The sequence below is a fragment of the Vibrio sp. TAP-3B genome (assembly GCF_057784735.1).
In genome coordinates, this window is sequence record NZ_CM173495.1 from 1 (window position 1) to 20,311 (window position 20,311).

General features: G+C 45.7%; 11 protein-coding genes, 4 tRNA genes, 3 rRNA genes and 2 pseudogenes. 15 read left to right on the forward strand and 5 right to left on the reverse strand.

Features of this window, described 5'->3' with window-relative positions; all coding sequences use genetic code 11:
* Positions 1–227 precede the first annotated feature (227 nt).
* The 10 genes and pseudogenes from AC3D28_RS00005 (at position 228) to AC3D28_RS00050 (ending at position 7,694) form a co-directional block, all read left to right on the forward strand.
* Positions 228–1,780, forward strand: a 16S ribosomal RNA gene (locus AC3D28_RS00005).
* Positions 1,781–1,848: 68 nt separating this feature from the next.
* Positions 1,849–1,925: transfer RNA gene (locus AC3D28_RS00010), tRNA-Ile, on the forward strand.
* A 42-nt stretch (positions 1,926–1,967) separates the two neighbouring features.
* A tRNA-Ala gene (locus AC3D28_RS00015) sits at positions 1,968–2,043 on the forward strand.
* A gap of 293 nt (positions 2,044–2,336) precedes the next feature.
* Positions 2,337–5,226 (forward strand): 23S ribosomal RNA (locus AC3D28_RS00020).
* Positions 5,227–5,340: 114 nt separating this feature from the next.
* A 5S ribosomal RNA gene (gene rrf / locus AC3D28_RS00025) occupies positions 5,341–5,457 on the forward strand.
* The 16S, 23S and 5S rRNA genes sit together here with 4 tRNA genes alongside, the layout of an rRNA operon.
* A gap of 44 nt (positions 5,458–5,501) precedes the next feature.
* Positions 5,502–5,578 (forward strand) — tRNA-Asp (locus AC3D28_RS00030).
* Between the two features lie 35 nt (positions 5,579–5,613).
* Positions 5,614–5,690: transfer RNA gene (locus tag AC3D28_RS00035), tRNA-Trp, on the forward strand.
* Between the two features lie 227 nt (positions 5,691–5,917).
* A complete protein-coding gene (locus tag AC3D28_RS00040) occupies positions 5,918–6,250 on the forward strand; it encodes a DUF1904 domain-containing protein (protein WP_488535152.1) in 333 nt (110 codons plus the stop codon).
* A 12-nt stretch (positions 6,251–6,262) separates the two neighbouring features.
* A pseudogene (gene mepA / locus AC3D28_RS00045) lies at positions 6,263–7,098 on the forward strand (penicillin-insensitive murein endopeptidase).
* A 287-nt stretch (positions 7,099–7,385) separates the two neighbouring features.
* Positions 7,386–7,694: a hypothetical protein gene (locus AC3D28_RS00050; RefSeq protein WP_488535153.1), complete on the forward strand. Its 309-nt coding sequence runs from the start codon at positions 7,386–7,388 to the stop codon at positions 7,692–7,694.
* 36 nt (positions 7,695–7,730) lie between these two features.
* Here AC3D28_RS00050 and AC3D28_RS00055 read toward each other — a convergent pair whose 3' ends face one another.
* The 3 genes from AC3D28_RS00055 to rdgC form a co-directional block, all read right to left on the reverse strand.
* A complete protein-coding gene (locus AC3D28_RS00055; protein WP_488535154.1) occupies positions 7,731–7,985 on the reverse strand; it encodes a YfhL family 4Fe-4S dicluster ferredoxin in 255 nt (84 codons plus the stop codon).
* Positions 7,986–7,987: 2 nt separating this feature from the next.
* A complete protein-coding gene (trhP, locus tag AC3D28_RS00060) occupies positions 7,988–9,388 on the reverse strand; it encodes a prephenate-dependent tRNA uridine(34) hydroxylase TrhP (RefSeq protein ID WP_488535155.1) in 1,401 nt (466 codons plus the stop codon).
* A 165-nt stretch (positions 9,389–9,553) separates the two neighbouring features.
* Positions 9,554–10,468, reverse strand: a complete 915-nt coding sequence (rdgC, locus tag AC3D28_RS00065; RefSeq protein ID WP_488535156.1) for a recombination-associated protein RdgC — start codon at positions 10,466–10,468, stop codon at positions 9,554–9,556.
* 224 nt (positions 10,469–10,692) lie between these two features.
* Here rdgC and phoB point away from each other — a divergent pair, with 224 nt between their 5' ends.
* The 3 genes from phoB to AC3D28_RS00080 are packed head-to-tail and all read left to right on the forward strand — an operon-like array spanning position 10,693 to position 13,680.
* Positions 10,693–11,382, forward strand: coding sequence for a phosphate regulon transcriptional regulator PhoB (gene phoB, locus AC3D28_RS00070; protein WP_098416417.1), 690 nt, complete (start codon positions 10,693–10,695; stop codon positions 11,380–11,382).
* A gap of 40 nt (positions 11,383–11,422) precedes the next feature.
* Positions 11,423–12,721 (forward strand): phosphate regulon sensor histidine kinase PhoR, encoded by a 1,299-nt coding sequence (gene phoR / locus AC3D28_RS00075; RefSeq protein ID WP_098416416.1) that lies wholly within the window; start codon positions 11,423–11,425, stop codon positions 12,719–12,721.
* A complete protein-coding gene (locus tag AC3D28_RS00080; RefSeq protein WP_488535157.1) occupies positions 12,721–13,680 on the forward strand; it encodes a PstS family phosphate ABC transporter substrate-binding protein in 960 nt (319 codons plus the stop codon). The genes phoR and AC3D28_RS00080 overlap by 1 nt, the downstream gene beginning before the upstream one ends.
* 35 nt (positions 13,681–13,715) lie before the next feature.
* On the opposite strand, the gene ppx is transcribed toward AC3D28_RS00080, so the two are convergent.
* Together ppx and ppk1 are read right to left on the reverse strand one after the other, a co-directional pair.
* The gene (gene ppx, locus AC3D28_RS00085; protein ID WP_488535158.1) at positions 13,716–15,221 is read right to left on the reverse strand and encodes an exopolyphosphatase; all 1,506 of its coding nucleotides are present in this window, start codon (positions 15,219–15,221) and stop codon (positions 13,716–13,718) included.
* A complete protein-coding gene (gene ppk1, locus AC3D28_RS00090) occupies positions 15,205–17,295 on the reverse strand; it encodes a polyphosphate kinase 1 (protein ID WP_488535159.1) in 2,091 nt (696 codons plus the stop codon). Before ppk1 ends, ppx begins: the two co-directional genes overlap by 17 nt.
* 208 nt (positions 17,296–17,503) lie before the next feature.
* Here ppk1 and AC3D28_RS00095 point away from each other — a divergent pair, with 208 nt between their 5' ends.
* Together AC3D28_RS00095 and AC3D28_RS00100 are read left to right on the forward strand one after the other, a co-directional pair.
* Positions 17,504–19,708, forward strand: coding sequence for an ABC transporter permease subunit (locus AC3D28_RS00095; RefSeq protein ID WP_488535160.1), 2,205 nt, complete (start codon positions 17,504–17,506; stop codon positions 19,706–19,708).
* Positions 19,709–19,738: 30 nt separating this feature from the next.
* Positions 19,739–20,183: pseudogene (locus tag AC3D28_RS00100) on the forward strand (phosphate ABC transporter permease PstA); the annotation flags it as partial.
* Between the last annotated feature and the right edge of the window lie 128 nt (positions 20,184–20,311).

Genomic DNA, 20,311 nt, shown 5'->3' on the forward strand with positions numbered 1-20,311 from the left:
GCAAGCTCTTTAACAATATAGACCTATCAATCTGTGTGGGCACTCGTTGATGATAATCGAATTAGAAGCTTTTGCTTCAAATACGGTTTCAATGAACTGAGTGACCAATCGAGATTAACTTGTTTAATCTTGGCACAGTCAATTCATTATCGTTCTGTTGGAACGATAATAGCTTTAAAATTACGTTTGTAGTTTGAAGTCAGTATTCGTTGAGCCGACAAAATCTTAAATTGAAGAGTTTGATCATGGCTCAGATTGAACGCTGGCGGCAGGCCTAACACATGCAAGTCGAGCGGAAACGACAACATTGAGCCTTCGGGTGATTTGTTGGGCGTCGAGCGGCGGACGGGTGAGTAATGCCTAGGAAATTGCCCTGATGTGGGGGATAACCATTGGAAACGATGGCTAATACCGCATAATGCCTACGGGCCAAAGAGGGGGACCTTCGGGCCTCTCGCGTCGGGATATGCCTAGGTGGGATTAGCTAGTTGGTGAGGTAAGAGCTCACCAAGGCGACGATCCCTAGCTGGTCTGAGAGGATGATCAGCCACACTGGAACTGAGACACGGTCCAGACTCCTACGGGAGGCAGCAGTGGGGAATATTGCACAATGGGCGCAAGCCTGATGCAGCCATGCCGCGTGTATGAAGAAGGCCTTCGGGTTGTAAAGTACTTTCAGTCGTGAGGAAGGGGATATCGTTAATAGCGGTATTCTTTGACGTTAGCGACAGAAGAAGCACCGGCTAACTCCGTGCCAGCAGCCGCGGTAATACGGAGGGTGCGAGCGTTAATCGGAATTACTGGGCGTAAAGCGCATGCAGGTGGTTTGTTAAGTCAGATGTGAAAGCCCGGGGCTCAACCTCGGAATAGCATTTGAAACTGGCAGACTAGAGTACTGTAGAGGGGGGTAGAATTTCAGGTGTAGCGGTGAAATGCGTAGAGATCTGAAGGAATACCAGTGGCGAAGGCGGCCCCCTGGACAGATACTGACACTCAGATGCGAAAGCGTGGGGAGCAAACAGGATTAGATACCCTGGTAGTCCACGCCGTAAACGATGTCTACTTGGAGGTTGTGGCCTTGAGCCGTGGCTTTCGGAGCTAACGCGTTAAGTAGACCGCCTGGGGAGTACGGTCGCAAGATTAAAACTCAAATGAATTGACGGGGGCCCGCACAAGCGGTGGAGCATGTGGTTTAATTCGATGCAACGCGAAGAACCTTACCTACTCTTGACATCCAGAGAAGCCGGAAGAAATTCTGGTGTGCCTTCGGGAGCTCTGAGACAGGTGCTGCATGGCTGTCGTCAGCTCGTGTTGTGAAATGTTGGGTTAAGTCCCGCAACGAGCGCAACCCTTATCCTTGTTTGCCAGCGAGTAATGTCGGGAACTCCAGGGAGACTGCCGGTGATAAACCGGAGGAAGGTGGGGACGACGTCAAGTCATCATGGCCCTTACGAGTAGGGCTACACACGTGCTACAATGGCGCATACAGAGGGCGGCGAGCCAGCGATGGTGAGCGAATCCCAAAAAGTGCGTCGTAGTCCGGATTGGAGTCTGCAACTCGACTCCATGAAGTCGGAATCGCTAGTAATCGTGGATCAGAATGCCACGGTGAATACGTTCCCGGGCCTTGTACACACCGCCCGTCACACCATGGGAGTGGGCTGCAAAAGAAGTAGGTAGTTTAACCTTCGGGGGGACGCTTACCACTTTGTGGTTCATGACTGGGGTGAAGTCGTAACAAGGTAGCGCTAGGGGAACCTGGCGCTGGATCACCTCCTTATACGAAAGATTATTGCGATGAGTGTTCACACAGATTGATACGGTTTATAAAGTTTAAGAGACGATACTGGGTCTGTAGCTCAGGTGGTTAGAGCGTTCGCCTGATAAGCGAGAGGTCGGTGGTTCGAGTCCACTCAGACCCACCAATTTCCTTCCCAGAAAATTGGCATACAGTATCGACACCTGATGGGGCTATAGCTCAGCTGGGAGAGCGCCTGCCTTGCACGCAGGAGGTCTGCGGTTCGATCCCGCATAGCTCCACCATCTTTAAGCGCATTCAATGAGTGTGTTTAAACATGGTTTTCATTAGAAAATCTAGCTCTTTAACAATTTGGAAAGCTGACTGATAACAACAACGTTGTTATCAAATAAAGTTCTCAATGTTTATCTTTAAGATAAACACCAAAACAACACATTCAAGTGTTCTTGGGAATATCACTATTGCAGTGATTATTCGAAATTGAGTCCGGCAAAATCGAAATGTCTCTCGCTCATTCAAATAATGAGAGACAACTTTGGTGATTTGAACATCAACTCGAAACTCCTTCGGGTTGTATGGTTAAGTGACTAAGCGTACACGGTGGATGCCTTGGCAGTCAGAGGCGATGAAGGACGTATTAACTTGCGATAAGCCCAGATTAGGCAGTAAAAGCCACTTGAGTCTGGGATTTCCGAATGGGGAAACCCACTTACATAAGTAAGTATCGCTGCGTGAATACATAGCGTAGCGAGGCGAACCGGGGGAACTGAAACATCTAAGTACCCCGAGGAAAAGAAATCAACCGAGATTCCGAAAGTAGCGGCGAGCGAAATTGGACTAGCCCTTAAGCTTTATAGGCGTCAGGTGAACAAGCTGGAAAGCTTGGCGATACAGGGTGATAGCCCCGTAACTGACGACGCATATGCAGTGAAATCGAGTAGGGCGGGACACGTGATATCCTGTCTGAATATGGGGGGACCATCCTCCAAGGCTAAATACTACTGACTGACCGATAGTGAACCAGTACCGTGAGGGAAAGGCGAAAAGAACCCCTGTGAGGGGAGTGAAATAGAACCTGAAACCGTGTACGTACAAGCAGTAGGAGCACCTTCGTGGTGTGACTGCGTACCTTTTGTATAATGGGTCAGCGACTTATATTCAGTGGCAAGGTTAACCATCTAGGGGAGCCGTAGCGAAAGCGAGTGTTAACTGCGCGACTTAGTCTCTGGATATAGACCCGAAACCAGGTGATCTAGCCATGGGCAGGTTGAAGATTGAGTAACATCAATTGGAGGACCGAACCGACTAATGTTGAAAAATTAGCGGATGACTTGTGGCTAGGGGTGAAAGGCCAATCAAACCTGGAGATAGCTGGTTCTCCCCGAAAGCTATTTAGGTAGCGCCTCGGACGAATACTACTGGGGGTAGAGCACTGTTAAGGCTAGGGGGTCATCCCGACTTACCAACCCTTTGCAAACTCCGAATACCAGTAAGTACTATCCGGGAGACACACGGCGGGTGCTAACGTCCGTCGTGGAGAGGGAAACAACCCAGACCGCCAGCTAAGGTCCCAAATTACTACTAAGTGGGAAACGATGTGGGAAGGCTCAGACAGCCAGGATGTTGGCTTAGAAGCAGCCATCATTTAAAGAAAGCGTAATAGCTCACTGGTCGAGTCGGCCTGCGCGGAAGATGTAACGGGGCTAAGTAGTAAACCGAAGCTGCGGCAATACTCTTTGAGTATTGGGTAGGGGAGCGTTCTGTAAGCGGTTGAAGGTGTGTCGTAAGGCACGCTGGACGTATCAGAAGTGCGAATGCTGACATGAGTAACGATAATGGGGGTGAAAAACCTCCACGCCGGAAGACCAAGGGTTCCTGTCCAACGTTAATCGGGGCAGGGTGAGTCGACCCCTAAGGCGAGGCCGAAAGGCGTAGTCGATGGGAAACGGGTTAATATTCCCGTACTCAATCAAATTGCGATGGGGGGACGGAGAAGGCTAGGTGGGCCTGGCGACGGTTGTCCAGGTTCAAGTGCGTAGGCTAAAGAGTTAGGTAAATCCGGCTCTTTTTAAGGCTGAGACACGACGTCGAGCACCTACGGGTGTGAAGTCATTGATGCCATGCTTCCAGGAAAAGCCTCTAAGCTTCAGATTTGATGGAATCGTACCCCAAACCGACACAGGTGGTCGGGTAGAGAATACCAAGGCGCTTGAGAGAACTCGGGTGAAGGAACTAGGCAAAATGGTACCGTAACTTCGGGAGAAGGTACGCTCTTGGCGGTGAAGTCCCTTGCGGATGGAGCTACTAGGAGTCGCAGATACCAGGTGGCTGCAACTGTTTATTAAAAACACAGCACTGTGCAAAATCGTAAGATGACGTATACGGTGTGACGCCTGCCCGGTGCCGGAAGGTTAATTGATGGGGTTAGACTTCGGTCGACGCTCTTGATCGAAGCCCCGGTAAACGGCGGCCGTAACTATAACGGTCCTAAGGTAGCGAAATTCCTTGTCGGGTAAGTTCCGACCTGCACGAATGGCGTAATGATGGCCACGCTGTCTCCACCCGAGACTCAGTGAAATTGAAATCGCTGTGAAGATGCAGTGTACCCGCGGCTAGACGGAAAGACCCCGTGAACCTTTACTACAGCTTGGCACTGAACATTGACCCTACATGTGTAGGATAGGTGGGAGCCTTTGAAGCACGTACGCCAGTATGTGTGGAGGCAACCTTGAAATACCACCCTTGTAGTGTCGATGTTCTAACTTAGCCCCCTCATCGGGGGTGAGGACAGTGCCTGGTGGGTAGTTTGACTGGGGCGGTCTCCTCCCAAAGCGTAACGGAGGAGCACGAAGGTGGGCTAAACACGGTTGGACATCGTGTGGTTAGTGCAATGGCATAAGCCCGCTTGACTGCGAGAATGACAATTCGAGCAGGTGCGAAAGCAGGTCATAGTGATCCGGTGGTTCTGAATGGAAGGGCCATCGCTCAACGGATAAAAGGTACTCCGGGGATAACAGGCTGATACCGCCCAAGAGTTCATATCGACGGCGGTGTTTGGCACCTCGATGTCGGCTCATCACATCCTGGGGCTGAAGTCGGTCCCAAGGGTATGGCTGTTCGCCATTTAAAGTGGTACGCGAGCTGGGTTTAGAACGTCGTGAGACAGTTCGGTCCCTATCTGCCGTGGGCGTTGGAGAATTGAAAGGGGCTGCTCCTAGTACGAGAGGACCGGAGTGGACGAACCTCTGGTGTTCGGGTTGTGTCGCCAGACGCATTGCCCGGTAGCTAAGTTCGGGATCGATAACCGCTGAAAGCATCTAAGCGGGAAGCGAGCCTTGAGATGAGTTCTCCCTGATACTTTAAGTATCCTAAAGGGTTGTCGTAGACTACGACGTTGATAGGCAGGGTGTGTAAGTGCTGCGAGGCATTGAGCTAACCTGTACTAATTGCCCGTGAGGCTTAACCATACAACACCCAAGGGGTTTTGATGGACTCAATACAAGAAAACTTGATTGTGTTAAGAACTGAAACAGCTTTCCAGATTATTAATTACTGCGTTGGCGGTAGTTAAAAAGAATTTGCTTGGCGACCATAGCGTTTTGGCCCCACCTGACTTCCATGCCGAACTCAGAAGTGAAACGAAATAGCGCCGATGGTAGTGTGGGGTTTCCCCATGTGAGAGTAGGACATCGCCAGGCTTTAAATTATGGACATTCGTTTTTACAACGGGTGATACCACTGCGGAGTGGTAGTTCAGTTGGTTAGAATACCGGCCTGTCACGCCGGGGGTCGCGGGTTCGAGTCCCGTCCACTCCGCCATTTATTTGAGAGTCGTCTCACTAAATACGTACTAAAGGGGTGTAGCTCCAATTGGCAGAGCAGCGGATTCCAAATCCGCGTGTTGGGAGTTCGAATCTCTCCACCCCTGCCATATTTAAAGCCTCAGCAGAAATGCTGAGGCTTTTTTGTATTTATCAAATTTACTTTAACTTTCTCATTTTTAAATCATATCAGACTCAATTTTTCTAGAAAAATTCCTGAGTATTTAAATTCAACGTTGTTGGATTCAGCCTAGTTGCCGCTTTAAGTGGCGTAGATGATTACAGGTTAAGTTCCTGTTATCATCATGCTTTAATGCTAATAATTAGGAATAAGTTTATGCCACATTTTAGATTGCGTGCTGTAGAGCCACAAACTGTTCAGGCACTATCAAAACCACTCACGGATGAGCTTTTGTCTTTAATGGATTGCCCACGTGAAGATTTTACTTTTGAGTATATCTACACTACGTTTTTCAGTGAAGGTGAGGTAAGTGCTGCATACCCTTTTATAGAAGTGCTTTGGTTTGACCGTGGTCAGGAAGCACAAGATAAAGTCGCTAAGATCATTACACAACAAGTTCGCGGTATCGTGGGTGCTGATATTGATGTAGCGGTTACCTTTTCAGCTCTGTCTCCTAAAGCTTATTATGATAACGGTGAGCATTACTAAAGGTTAAGAGTTATGAAGCTGAGTTTCGTTTTATCTTTAGTTTATGTTTCTCAGCTCCTATCCATGCAACTCCTTGGGAACAGGTCTCAGTCCCTACCCAAAACTCATCCTCCTCTATTGGCAGTTATGCGAATGGCTGTTTAGATGGGGCATTATCTCTCCCTCTTGATGGCGTCGGTTATCAAGTTTTGCGCCATAAAGCGAAACGCTACTATGGGCATCCTAATACGATAAGATTTCTTGAAAAGCTAGCACTTAAAGCTCATCAAGAGCTAAATACTACGCTACTGATTGGGGACTTATCTTTACCTCGTGGCGGACGTTTCTCTTCTGGTCACAAAAGTCATCAAACTGGTTTGGATATAGATATATGGCTACGGCTTGCTGATGAGCCGCTCTCAGATACTAAATTACGATTTCTTAAACCTATGAGTGTAGTGGATCTCAAGGGCTACGTGATATTAGATAACTACTGGGAAGGTCGACATTTTGAACTGATTCGCTACGCCTCACAAAGTGAAGATGTTGCACGGATATTTGTTCACCCCGTGATCAAAGAGAAACTTTGTGCGCAGGAAACGGGGAATAATCGGTCATGGTTACGTAAAGTGCGTCCTTGGTGGGGGCATCATTACCATTTTCATGTGAGATTATCTTGTCCTAACTCTAGCCGTTATTGTGTTGATCAAGCTCCTCCTCCTTCTGGCGATGGATGTGGATTTGAATTGGCGAGCTGGAAACCTAAAGTTATACCTCAATCTAAGACTTCTTCTAGGAAAACAGTTTCTAAACCAAAACGTGTAAAAGAAATTCCGCCGCAATGCCAACCTATTATCAACGCGAATTGAATTTGAGTATCTCTTTTATGAAACTGGAGAAACATCATACTTTTGTCTACAGTGAATAATACTAATACAAAAACTAATCTAATTGGTTCGGTGGCATGTTATAGAAATCTAAAATACACAGAGTTGCATTTATTCATAGGTCGCAATGACACCGTTATAATAGCCCTTTCATCACAATACTCTGATTTCTTAACAATATGGCTGTCAGTTGGTCAAAAAAGAGAAATAACAACGCAGACGAGGGTAGTTGTATTTACCTGCCGAAAGAGTAAATCAAGGATAAAACCATGACTATGATTTGTGCAAAAGAGTTTGCAGAGTGGTTAAGACACAGATTCAGCAGTGAAACTAAAGGGGTATTGTTGACTCGGGTAGATGTGAACCACCTGACAGGACGTCAGCGTCTTGACCCGGGCTTTGTTAATGATGTGCATTACGAACTGATGCAACACGGTATGGCTTTCGTTACGGATACGTGCCGAGAAAATTTTTATTTGGTACCAGTATTTCAGGCTGAAAACTGGCGGGATAGGTTGGAATATCACTTCGAAAAAGAGTTGTTCTGTAATATCTACCCTATTGAAAAATCAGGTTGAAAAAAGGTTCAACTTTGAAAGTTGAACCTCTTCTTTTTATGCGAACCCTTGAATAATTACGAATTTCTCAAGTAATTGCTCTTCTGTTTCAACATTGTTTGGATCGGTGATAATGCATTTTGTGATTGGGCAAACGGATTGACAGGTTGGCTTTTCGTAATGTCCCTTACACTCTGTACATAGAGCTGGGTCAATCTCGAAAATGTTCTCTCCCATGCTGATTGCCCCATTGGGGCATTCGGGGTCGCACATGTCGCAGTTAATGCATTTGTCAGTAATGAGCAAAGCCATGATTACTTACCAGTCGGATTACGGGTGTCCTGACCAACATTAAGGTTACGCATTAACAAGCCGTATTCTAAGTTCATATCTTCTGGAACTGGGATGAAGACAAAGTGACCGTTACCTTTTGCATCTTCAACTGGCTCAGACTTGCGGTTTTCCATTGCTTCCAGAGTGAACACAACGTTACCTTTAGGTGTCATCAACTCAAGACTGTCACCTACCAAGAATTTGTTCTTCACTTCTACTTCTGCCATGTCACCACGGCGTTTACCAGTGAACTCACCAACGAACTGCTGTGCATCTGATACAGAATAGCCGTAATCGTAGTTTTGATACGTGTCATGCGTATGGCGACGTAAGAAGCCCTCGGTGTAGCCACGATGAGCCAAGCTCTCTAATGTGCTCATTAGGCTTTCATCAAACGGGCGGCCTGCCACTGCGTCGTCGATTGCTTTACGGTAAACTTGAGCGGTACGAGCACAGTAATAGAACGATTTTGTACGACCTTCTATTTTTAATGAGTGAACACCCATCTTCGTTAGACGTTCAACATGTTGAATCGCACGTAAATCTTTCGAGTTCATGATGTAAGTGCCATGCTCATCTTCGTACGCTGCCATTTTTTCTTCTGGACGGTGCGCTTCAGAAAGTAGAACAACTTCATCCGTTGGTTTACCACGACCAATTGTGGTTTCAGGGCGTTCGTCTTGTACTTCGACAGGTTGAGCTTCAGACGGGTCAAATTTCTCAACGATATCACCAGCGTCGTTTTCTTTGCCTTCTTCCACTTTGTATTCCCAACGGCATGCGTTAGTGCAAGTGCCTTGGTTAGGATCACGTTTGTTGATGTAACCAGAAAGTAGGCAACGACCAGAGTAAGCCATGCATAGTGCGCCGTGAACGAACACTTCCAGTTCAGTTTCAGGACAATGCTCACGGATTTCTTCAATTTCTTCTAGAGAAAGCTCACGAGAAACGATCACACGCTCCACACCATTGGCAGCCCAGAATTTTACGGTCGCCCAGTTCACTGCGTTTGCTTGTACAGAAAGGTGAATTGGCATTTCTGGGAAAGCTTCACGAACCATCATGATTAGACCTGGATCTGACATAATCAGTGCGTCAGGCCCCATTTCTACTATTGGTTTTAGATCGCGGATGAAGGTTTTTAGCTTCGAATTGTGTGGTTGGATGTTACATACCACATACAGCTTTTTGCCTAGAGCATGCGCTTCATCGATACCGATTTTTAGGTTTTCGTGGTTAAACTCATTGTTACGTACACGAAGGCTGTAGCGAGGTTGACCAGCGTAAACCGCATCTGCGCCGTAGGCAAATGCGTAACGCATATTTTTAAGGCTACCTGCTGGAGACAGTAGCTCTGGTACGAATGCTTTCTCAGTTGTCATTGCTCAATTCTCTTTTATCTGATCACAAGTCAGGCCAATTCCACCTTATGGAAATGGGGCGCAAATTTTACGTCAAAATGTGAACTGTGACTAGGAGTATTGTGCTTTAGATGTAAAAACGCCCTCAGAAAAAGTGAGGGCGTTATGGTTAACCTTTATACAAGATTAAGCGTTAGGATTCGGTAAGCCGCCTAGTGCATCATACAGGTTGGGTAGGAAAGCACTGAACTCACCACACATTAAAGAGAAGTCTGCATCAAATCGAGCGGCTTGATCTTCACGTGGGATATCGTCGTTTTGATCTTTTAATTCATCAGAGAATTTTAGACGCTTAATACCCGCATCTTCGGTCATGATGAACTCGATACGATCTTGCCAATTCAGTGCAAGCTTCGTCACGACTTTATCTGCCGCGATGTGGTTGCGGATTTCATCTGTGGTCAACTCTTGCTTTTTACAGCGAATCACGCCACCTTCTTCAAGCACGGATTTTAGCTCAGCTTCGTCCATCATGGTGATGCCTTGAGGTGTGTCGCCCGTTTTCACCCACTCGGTTAGCGTCGTTTCAATCGCTACTTCTGGAATGGCAGGAACAACAGGCAAGCTACCCATGGTTTTACGAAGTAGTGCTAATACGTCTTCTGCTTTTTTGTAGCTGCTTGCGTCAACAAGAATGAAACCTTCTTTTGGCATGATCAATACGTGCGTATGGCTACTGCGACTGAAAGCGCGGGGGAGCAAATCCATCACGATGTCATCTTTGAGGTTATCTTTCTCTTTTTTCTTAAGAGGACGACCTTCTTGTTCTTCCATTGCTTCCACTTTTGCATTCAAAGACTCTTTGATCACGGATGCTGGCAGCATTTTTTCTTCTTTCTTGGCACAAATCAGAATGCGGTTTTCTGATACGTGAGTCATTATGTCGCCATGTCTACCCATTGCACTGACCCAGCCAAACTTTTGTTTATCTTGGCTGCCACACGGGGTGAATCGGAACTCAGCCAACTGAGTTTCTAGTTGTTCGGCGTTAAAAGTAACCTCGCGGTTAACGCGGTATACCAGACAGTTTTTAAACCACATAAATCTTCTCTAGGCTTGATGACAAGGAACTAATCATAGGGAATTTTTGTGCTGATGTCTTAATAGAAATGAAAAATATCCGAATGAAGTTCAAAAGAAAGTTATATGAAAATTTGTTTTCAAAGGTCACAAAAGTGTCATAATTGATAGTGATAATGCTGATGCATAGAGGGGCGCTTTGTCTCTTAAATTCATTAGCTCAACGAACATAAGGTTGCTCAATTATGTCTAGAAGGATTCTGGTTGTTGAAGACGAAGATCCGATTCGTGAAATGCTCTGCTTCGTACTTGAACAGAAAGGTTACCAAGCGGTAGAAGCGGCAGATTATGATACTGCAGTAACCAAACTGACTGAACCCTTCCCTGATTTAGTGTTACTGGATTGGATGTTACCTGGCGGTAGTGGTATTAACTTCATCAAGCATATGAAACGTGAAGAATTGACGCGCAACATTCCGGTTGTGATGCTGACCGCTCGTGGTGAAGAAGAAGATAAAGTGCGTGGTTTAGAGGTTGGTGCGGATGATTACATTACTAAGCCTTTCTCTCCGAAAGAGCTCGTTGCTCGCTTAAAAGCAGTGATTCGCCGCGTAACGCCTACCGCACTGGAAGACGTGATTGATGTGAAGGGCTTAAAACTGGACCCAGTATCACACCGTGTTACGGTTAATGATGAGCCATTAGATATGGGGCCGACAGAATTCAAAATGCTGCACTTTTTCATGACGCATCAAGAACGCGTGTATAGCCGAGAGCAGCTATTAAATAACGTATGGGGTACAAACGTGTACGTTGAAGACCGTACCGTTGATGTTCATATTCGTCGACTGCGTAAAGCATTGGAAGCCGCAGGCCATGATAAGTTGATCCAAACCGTTCGCGGTGCTGGATACCGCTTCTCAGCAAGGGCATAACACTTTACGCAGCTTATCTATACCATTTCTGGAGTTATGAGTGGTTGAAAGATTAACTTGGAAAAAGCTGGTTTGGGAGCTGGCTTTTTTTTACACCCCTTGGGTAATAGTAGGGTGGATATTTGGTTATATGCCGTGGTTGCTTTTAGCTGCCACGGCATTACAGCTTGCGTGGCATTTACATAACCAAGTGCGTCTGTCCTCTTGGTTGTGGGATGAAAAGCGCCTTACACCGCCCTCAGGTAGCGGCAACTGGGAGTCTTTGTTTAATGGTCTGTATCGCTTACAGCAGCGTCAGCGTCGTAAACGTAAAGAGCTGACTAATTTAATTCGCCGATTTAGAAATGGTGCAGAGTCTCTGCCTGATGCGGTGGTGGTTTTTCGTGCTGAAGGGAATATAGTTTGGTGCAACAAGCTGGCTCAGTATTTATTGGGTTTCCACTGGCCAGAAGACTCAGGTCAGCCAATATCAAATCTTATTCGAACGCCTGACTTCATTAAATACCTCAATAAGCAAGATTTCTCAGAACCATTAGAAATGCGTTCACCACTTAATGTGGAACGTATGTTGGAGTTACGTATTGTGCCTTACACCGAAGGTGAGCATTTGATGGTGGTGCGTGATGTGAGTCAGTTAAAAAAACTGGAAGGCATGCGTCGTAACTTCTTCGCTAACGTTTCCCATGAATTACGTACTCCTATGACGGTTCTGCAAGGGTACTTAGAAATGACGGAAGACCCTGACATGGTTGTGGGTCCTATGTGGAGTAAAGCTCATAGTGTGATGACAGAGCAGCTCAACCGTATGAACAGTTTAGTGAACCAGTTACTAACCTTATCTAAAATTGAAGCGGCGCCAATGCATGAGCTTGAAGAAGTGGTGAATGTGCCCGCAATGTTAGAAGTATTAGAAAAAGAAGCGGTCAGTTTAAGTGGTGATAACCATCATAAGTTGAACTTTGATGTTGATGCGAGTTTACGTGTGTTAGGGGATGACGATCAGTTACGGAGTGCTATCTCCAATCTCGTTTATAACGCTGTCAAATACACACCGCCGGGAGCGAATATTAACGTGCGTTGGTATCAGACAGAACAAGGAGCGTGTCTAGAAGTTGAAGATAGTGGTGACGGTATTGAGCCACAACACCTCCATCGTCTAACTGAGCGTTTTTATCGCGTAGATAAAGCAAGGTCACGCGATACAGGTGGCAGTGGACTTGGACTGGCGATTGTGAAACACGCGTTGACTCACCATGATTCTCATTTGGACATTCACAGCGAAGTTGGGGTAGGAAGTAAGTTCTCTTTCGTATTACCAAGCCGTTTGGTGGTTAAATAATGATATTCCAAGCAAGTAAAGCGTTAGGTTTGATTGCACTTGTGTGGTCAAGTGTTACTGCTGCTGAGGGGAAGCCGCTACCGAATTATCACAAAACGACAGGTATTGTCGGAAACTTATTGTCGGTAGGCTCTGATACGCTCGCCGGCATGACAACCTTATGGGTTGAAGAGTTTAAATCTATTTATCCAAATATTAATGCTCAGGTTCAGGCTTCTGGCTCCTCGACGGCTCCTCCCGCATTAACCGAGCAAACCGCTCAGTTTGGCCCCATGAGCCGTCCTATGCGTTTAAGAGAAATCGAAGCGTTTGAGCGTCAACATGGTTATAAACCAACGGCACTGCGCGTAGCGATTGATGCTATTGGCATTTTTGTTCATCAAGACAACCCCATCAAAGGCATTAATTTCAGTCAGTTAGATGCGCTGTTTTCTGCCACGTTACGCTGTGGAGAAAGTCAGTTTATTACCAATTGGCAGCAGTTAGGGCTGCAGCCCCAATGGGCGAAGCGCAATGTACAGTTGTTTGGTCGTAATTCGGTTTCCGGTACTTACGGTTACTTCAAAAATAATGCTTTGTGTGGCGGCGATTTCAAAACTCGCGTTAATGAGCAGCCAGGCTCGGCGTCGGTTGTGCAAGCCGTGGCTTCAACCATTAGTGGAGTCGGGTATTCAGGTGTTGGTTATCGAGTGGCGGGCGTCCGGTTGATCCCTGTGGCGAAAGTGGGCACTGATTATGTGACGTCAACTCGTGAAAATATTATTAGTGGTAAGTACCCACTGTCACGTTACCTCTATGTATATGTAAATAAACACCCTAACTACCCATTAACGCCCATTGAGGCTGAGTTTATTCGCTTTATCTTCTCTGCTCAGGGTCAAGCCTTGGTTGAGAAAGACGGTTATGTGTCAATTACGGCTGATTTTGCAGCAAAAGAGTTAAAAAAAGTCGGCTTATAAGTCGACTTTTTGTTTTAGAATGCGTGTAGAGATTATCAAAATGTGAGTGTCCACTTCGCGCTTTCCCACCGCTCTTGCTCTTCCTGTAAATCGGCATGCAGTAATTTATTATTTTCTAGCCACGCGCTATCTGTACATGTGAGTATCCACTTATCGTCTTTGATTGCCAACGTGATGTCCGGTAGCGGATCGTCATTACGTTGTCCATTGAGTAAGATCGAAAGTCGCAATATTTTGATGAGGCCTATCACGTCATCCTGTTTATATAGGTTAAAGTTTGCTAACTCTTGAAGCTTAAGTGCTTTACGTTGGAAGCGAGCTAACGTTGCCAGTACTAATTGCTGCTCGCGGTTAAACCCTTGCAGCGTAGAATGCAAAAGAATATAAAAAGAATGACGGTGGAAGCTACGCAAGTTGATACTCAGACCTACTTCATGAAGCAATGCTGCCCATTCTAATAGGTCAAATAACTCACTTTTTTTCTTAATGCCAAGTGCTGAGCGAACCTGACATAGCATCTCGCGCGCGTGCCCTTTAACACGAGCAGCATGCTCTAAATCGACGCGGTGTTTCTCGGCTAAGTTTTCAGTGGTACGCATACGGATATCGGAGCGAGCAAAGCGCTCTTCCATTTCATACAGCAACCCTTCACGAAGAGCCCCGTCAGAGAAGAACATCTGCTCGATGCACAGCGCTTTGAAAATAGCAGCCAAAATAGCCACACCAGCAGCAAAAACAGGTTTACGTTCTTCAGTAAGTCCGATGAGTTGAATGTCTTCAATTGAGTCAAAATTGCACAGGGCTTCAATCAGAATATTCAGTCGTTTGGTGGTGATCAGACCATCTTCAAAACCTAATCCGATTAGTACCTCTTGGATGGCTTTGATAGTTCCTGATGAACCGAGTGCGATGTCCCAACCTTTTTTACGGTACTTACTCGCGATAGACTCTAATTTTTGCTCCGTGGCTAACATCGCTTTATTAAAGTTTTTGACAGAAAGTTTACCGTTTTTAAAGAACTGCTCCGTAAAACTCACACAGCCCATCTGCTTGCTATTGAGAAGTTCAGGCTCAAACTCTTGACCAATGATCATCTCAGTGCTGCCGCCGCCGATGTCCACCACCAGCTTGGAGTTTGACTCTACTTGAGTATGCGCCACGCCTAGATAAATAAGGCGGGCCTCTTCTTCTCCAGAGATGATTTCAATGGGAAAGGGCATGACTTCTTTGGCCCGTTCTATAAACAAATGTGCATTATTGGCGCGTCTTAATGTATGTGTGGCGGCGATACGAACGTTTGACTCGTCAAAGCCTTGTAAACGCTCGGCGAACATCGCTAAGCACTCTAGCGCGCGTTCCATCGCGGCATGACTTAGGTTTAATTCACTATCAAGGCCTGAGGCCAAGCGCACGCGTTGTTTGTGGCGGCTTATCAGTTGTAAATCACTACCTACTACTTTGGCGACGACCATATGAAAACTGTTAGAGCCGAGGTCTATTGCGGCAATATGGCGTGTATCTTGTTCAAGCATTTGAGACATCTGACTTTTGTTTTCTAGTTTGTTTTTCTATATTTTTAAGATAGTCGTAGATAGCGACTTGTGAACGAACTTTCTTACGATTACCTCTCGGAACATAGGTGTTGCTCATTTCTTTATCGACGAAACGAGCCTTTACTGTATCGATAAAATGGATATTGATTATATCAATAATTCTCTGTTTCAAACGTGGATCACGAATTGGAGCGGCGACTTCTATACGATGATCGATATTTCGTGTCATCCAATCGGCGGATGAAATATAAACTTGTGGATCACCGTCATTATGCGTGATCACAACGCGCGGATGCTCTAAAAAACGATCCACAATGCTGATAATACGGATGTTGTCGCTTATTCCTTCAATACCCGGCACCAGTGAACACATGCCGCGAATGATCATCTTTATCTTCACACCAGCGTTACTCGCCCCATAAAGCTTGTTGACAATGCCTTTATCGACCAAGTTATTTACTTTGAGCGTTAGGCTGGCTTTTTTACCAAGCTTAGCATTGGCTATCTCTCCATCAATAAGGCGATAAAGTTGAGTGCGAGAGTTTCGTGGTGACACAATAAGATGATGAAACTTCACTGGGCGATATGGGTTTTCAATGTAATCAAACACGTTACGCACTTCATTCGTGATCTCTTGAACGGCAGTTAATAGCGTAAAGTCGGTGTAGATCCGCGCGGTTTTTTCATGAAAGTTACCGGTGCCAATATGGGCATAACGAATGATCTCTCCGTCTTCCCGTCGGCTTATCATCAATAATTTAGAATGAATTTTCAGCCCCGGTGCTCCAAATACCACATGTACCCCAGCATCAGTGAGCAGTTTTGACCATTCAATGTTTGCTTCTTCATCAAATCGAGCTTGCAGCTCAACCACCACCGTCACCTTTTTTCCGTTGTGAACCGCATCAATCAGTGAATGCATTAAACGAGAGTCTTTTGCTACGCGATAAATATTGATTTTGATACCCAAGACTTTAGGGTCAAAGGAGGCCTGACGAACCAGTTCACTGATATGGTCAAAGGTGTGGTAGGGATAATACAGCAGAATATCTTTGGCCTTAATCGCATCAAAGCTGTTGGCGTACCCTTCAAAGTCGGCGCACTGCATCGGAGGAAGCGGTTTATTTTCAAGATAATCTCGTCCAACATTAGGGAACGCAATAAAATCTTTAAAGTTGTGGTAACGGCCACCAGGAATGAGGTTATCGTAGTTTGAAATATTGAGTTTATTGCAGAGAAATTCCAACATTTGAGGTGGCATATCGCGTTCGTATACAAAGCGAACGGGTTTAGCGGTGAGCCGCTGATTGACGCCTACTGACATTTGCTCTAACAAGCTGTATTCTATCTCGTTACGTAGGTCGTACTCAGCATCACGGGTCATTTTCATGGCATAACCAGCCAATTCATCGTAATCGAAAAAGCCTTTAAACAACTCATCCAAACAGTGACGGATAATATTATCAAGTAAGATAATGGTTTTGCGACGCTTACCTTTTGGTTCTGGTACCATGACAAAGCGTGGCAAGTGATCGGTCGGGATTTCGATGAGAGCATACTGATAATGGTCTTTTTTACGTAATTCAACCGCGATGTAAGCATATTCATCTTTAAGAAACTGAAGAACGTCAATTTCATCTTTCATCAGAAGTGGCGTAATGTGAGGCATGACTTTTTTACGGAAGTATTTGGTGATCCACTTTTGTTGCGATTCATCCAGTTGCTGCTCGTTAACTAAGAAAATGCGCCGCCGTGCCATTTCTCGAATCAAGTCACTGTAAAGTTCGTCAAATCGTTCGTTCAGTCTCAACGCTTTCGACTGCATCTTGGTTAACAAACGTTTGGAACTATCGCTTCCGCCATGTTCTTGGCTGATTAATATCCGGCGCTTCACGTCAGCAAAGCGAACTTTGTAGAACTCATCTAAATTGTTGGAAAAGATCCCGAGAAAACGAATACGTTCAATTAAAGGGACGGTTTTGTCAGCGGCTTCTTGTAATACTCGTTCATTGAAAGACAACCAACTAAGTTCTTTTTCGATATATAGTTTTTCTGCGCTCATAACCTACCTAGCCAAAAGTGAAGTAATACGTACTCATCATGGAGGGAAAATCGATGAGTGAGAACATTATGAGATTTTCATTACAGATTAATTTCATACAACAAACGACATAGGAGTTGTATTCTTTTCAGGTGTTTAATGTGATCTGTAATATAATTGTCACCTTAACGACATATTCTAATACTAAGTAACAAAGGTAGAGAGATAAATGGCACAAGCCGAATTTTCATTGCAGGAAAAAGATAAGAAGCGATTAATTAAAGATCGTGTATTTCGACTTGCAGTGACATCCGGTGGAGTGGGCGTTTTGGCTGCGCTTATTTTGATCTTCGTTTATCTCGCCATCGTGATCATACCTCTCTTTTCTGATGCAGAGATTGAAACGAATCATAAGGTTCGAACTACTCAGGTGGGAGAGCCGCTGGCTATCTCGGTTGACGATTACGCTCAACTCGCCTTTGTGCTAACCCAAAGTGGCGAAATTCAATACTTTTCGATGGATGATCCGGCTAAACCGGCGATATATGCACAAGAAATTGTGAAAGAGCCGATGGCTTTTTCTCAGCCCGTACCAGGGGCGAGTTGGTATGGATTTGTTGACTTCAAAGGGAAAGCACATCTTTTCAAGCCTGAGTTTAACGCTAGGTTAAGAGAGAATACGCGCCCACCTGAGGTTATTGAGCTCAACAGCTCAATGGACTTGGTTTTAAGCCATCCCCATGACCCAGTAATTGATTTTGTGTTCGCTGCTTCAAGCCCCTTTCCTACCATTGTTTGGCAAACGCAACGTGGTGAAATCAAAGCGCGCTGGCAAGAGTCCTCATCTTTGGATCATCCACCGACAACGGTGAACTTTACGTTTTCATCCGGTTTTGATGCTCCACAGCAAATGTTACTCACACCAGACGGACAAACACTGTATTTACGCGATGGCTCTGAGTTGATCGTGTTGAAGAAAGCCGCACGCAAGTTTGCTGTGCGTGAAGTGATCGACCTCACTCAAGGCGATAAAAAGCATTCCGTTCGAACGATAGACTTATTAGCTGGCGCTTACTCGCTCTTGGTAACACACAATGATGGCAGTGTGTCGCAATGGTTTGATACGTTGCAAAATGAGAAACGTACGTTAACCCAGATTCGTGACTTTAAGTTGGCGTCTGAGCTGAAGTATTTATTACCTGATTCTCACCGCAAAGGATTTTACAGTTTCTATACTAATGGCACGCTACAAAGCCATTATACCACCAGTGAAAAGCTTGTGCTGTTTGAGCGAGCATATAACCAAGCGCCTGCAATGGCGGCAATGTCGAATAATGAACGCTACTTAATTACTTGGCAAAATAACGAATTAAATGTGGCACTTGTTGATAACGCTTACCCAGAAATCTCATTGTCTTCTTTATGGCAAGAGGTGTGGTACGAGGGTTACCCAGAGCCTGAGTTTGTTTGGCAATCCACTTCTGCAAGTGACGACTTTGAAGCTAAGTTTAGCCTCATTCCAATTGCCTTCGGCACCATTAAAGCGGCGATGTTTGCCATGTTGTTCTCTGTACCACTTGCCGTATTTGGTGCCATTTACACGGCATACTTTATGTCGCAACGAATGCGGCGCATCGTTAAACCGTCGATTGAATTGATGGAAGCATTGCCGACCGTGATAATTGGTTTTCTTGCGGGGCTATGGTTTGCTCCTATTGTCGAAGATCACCTGATCACTATTTTTGTGATGTTATTTGCTTTACCGCTGGGCACCATCTCGGTGGGAGGCCTCTGGGCCTTAATTCCTCAACCTTTACGCAACCGCCTGCCAAATGGTTGGCATGCGTTAGTGTTGATGCCAGTTATATTGTTGCTCACTGGTATTGGAGTGTGGGTTTCGCCCACCATTGAACAAACATTCTTTGGCGGTGACATGCGCTTGTTCCTAACAGAGCAGGGGATTGGTTATGATCAGCGTAATGCATTAGTCGTTGGTTTGGCCATGGGGTTTGCTGTGATCCCGACGATTTTTACCATTGCAGAAGATGCGATTTTTTCAGTGCCGAAGCATCTCTCTGATGGCTCTTTAGCGCTTGGAGCAACTCCGTGGCAAACGTTGATTTACGTGGTATTACTCACCGCAAGTCCAGGGATCTTTTCGGCTATCATGATGGGGTTAGGTCGCGCTGTCGGTGAAACCATGATTGTGTTAATGGCCACGGGCAATACCCCACTAATGGACTGGAACATTTTAGAAGGATTGCGCAGTTTGTCTGCGACCATCGCGGTGGAATTGCCTGAGTCGGAAGTCGGAAGTTCACATTATCGATTATTGTTCCTAGCGGCGCTAATCTTGTTTGTGTTTACTTTTGCCGTCAACGCATTGGCTGAGTGGGTTCGCCAGAGGTTAAGAGATAAATACCGTGCGTTGTAATAATGGTTTGAACAAAGAGCGAGTAATAACGTGTTAAATTGGATTCGTTCTGGCGCCCCTTGGATATGGTTAACGGGAGGCACTGTGAGTATCAGCTTACTCTCCGTGTTAGGCCTGTTATTACTGATTGGTTGGAAAGGCCTGACCTATTTTTGGCCCACGCCACTCTATCAATGGAATGTTGCTGCCCTGACGCCAGTGCAAGACGAGGTGTTGCATGAAAATACCATCTTGATTGGTCAAGTGTATGAACGCAGTTTTGTCCCTAAGGGTTACTTACCTAAAAGTGCCGCCCAACAGCTAGAGGACGATGAAGATTTCGCCACGCGGCTGAATATCAAAATCGCAAACCGAGAATTATACCCAGCGGATTTTATCTCTGTCCTGCAAATGCAACTGGACGAGCCAACGATGCCCAAAGAATGGGCGGTGATAGAGCGAAGTAGCGGTGGTTATTTTTTCGGTCAGCTGGTGGCGTTTCAGGATGGAGACAAGCTATACACAAGCGATATTCAAGCGGTTTTAAACAAGAAACTTGATGATGCAGAAACGCTGCGCCATGAAATTGATTCGCTGGTCGTCGATAAGCTCAAAGGACTTGGC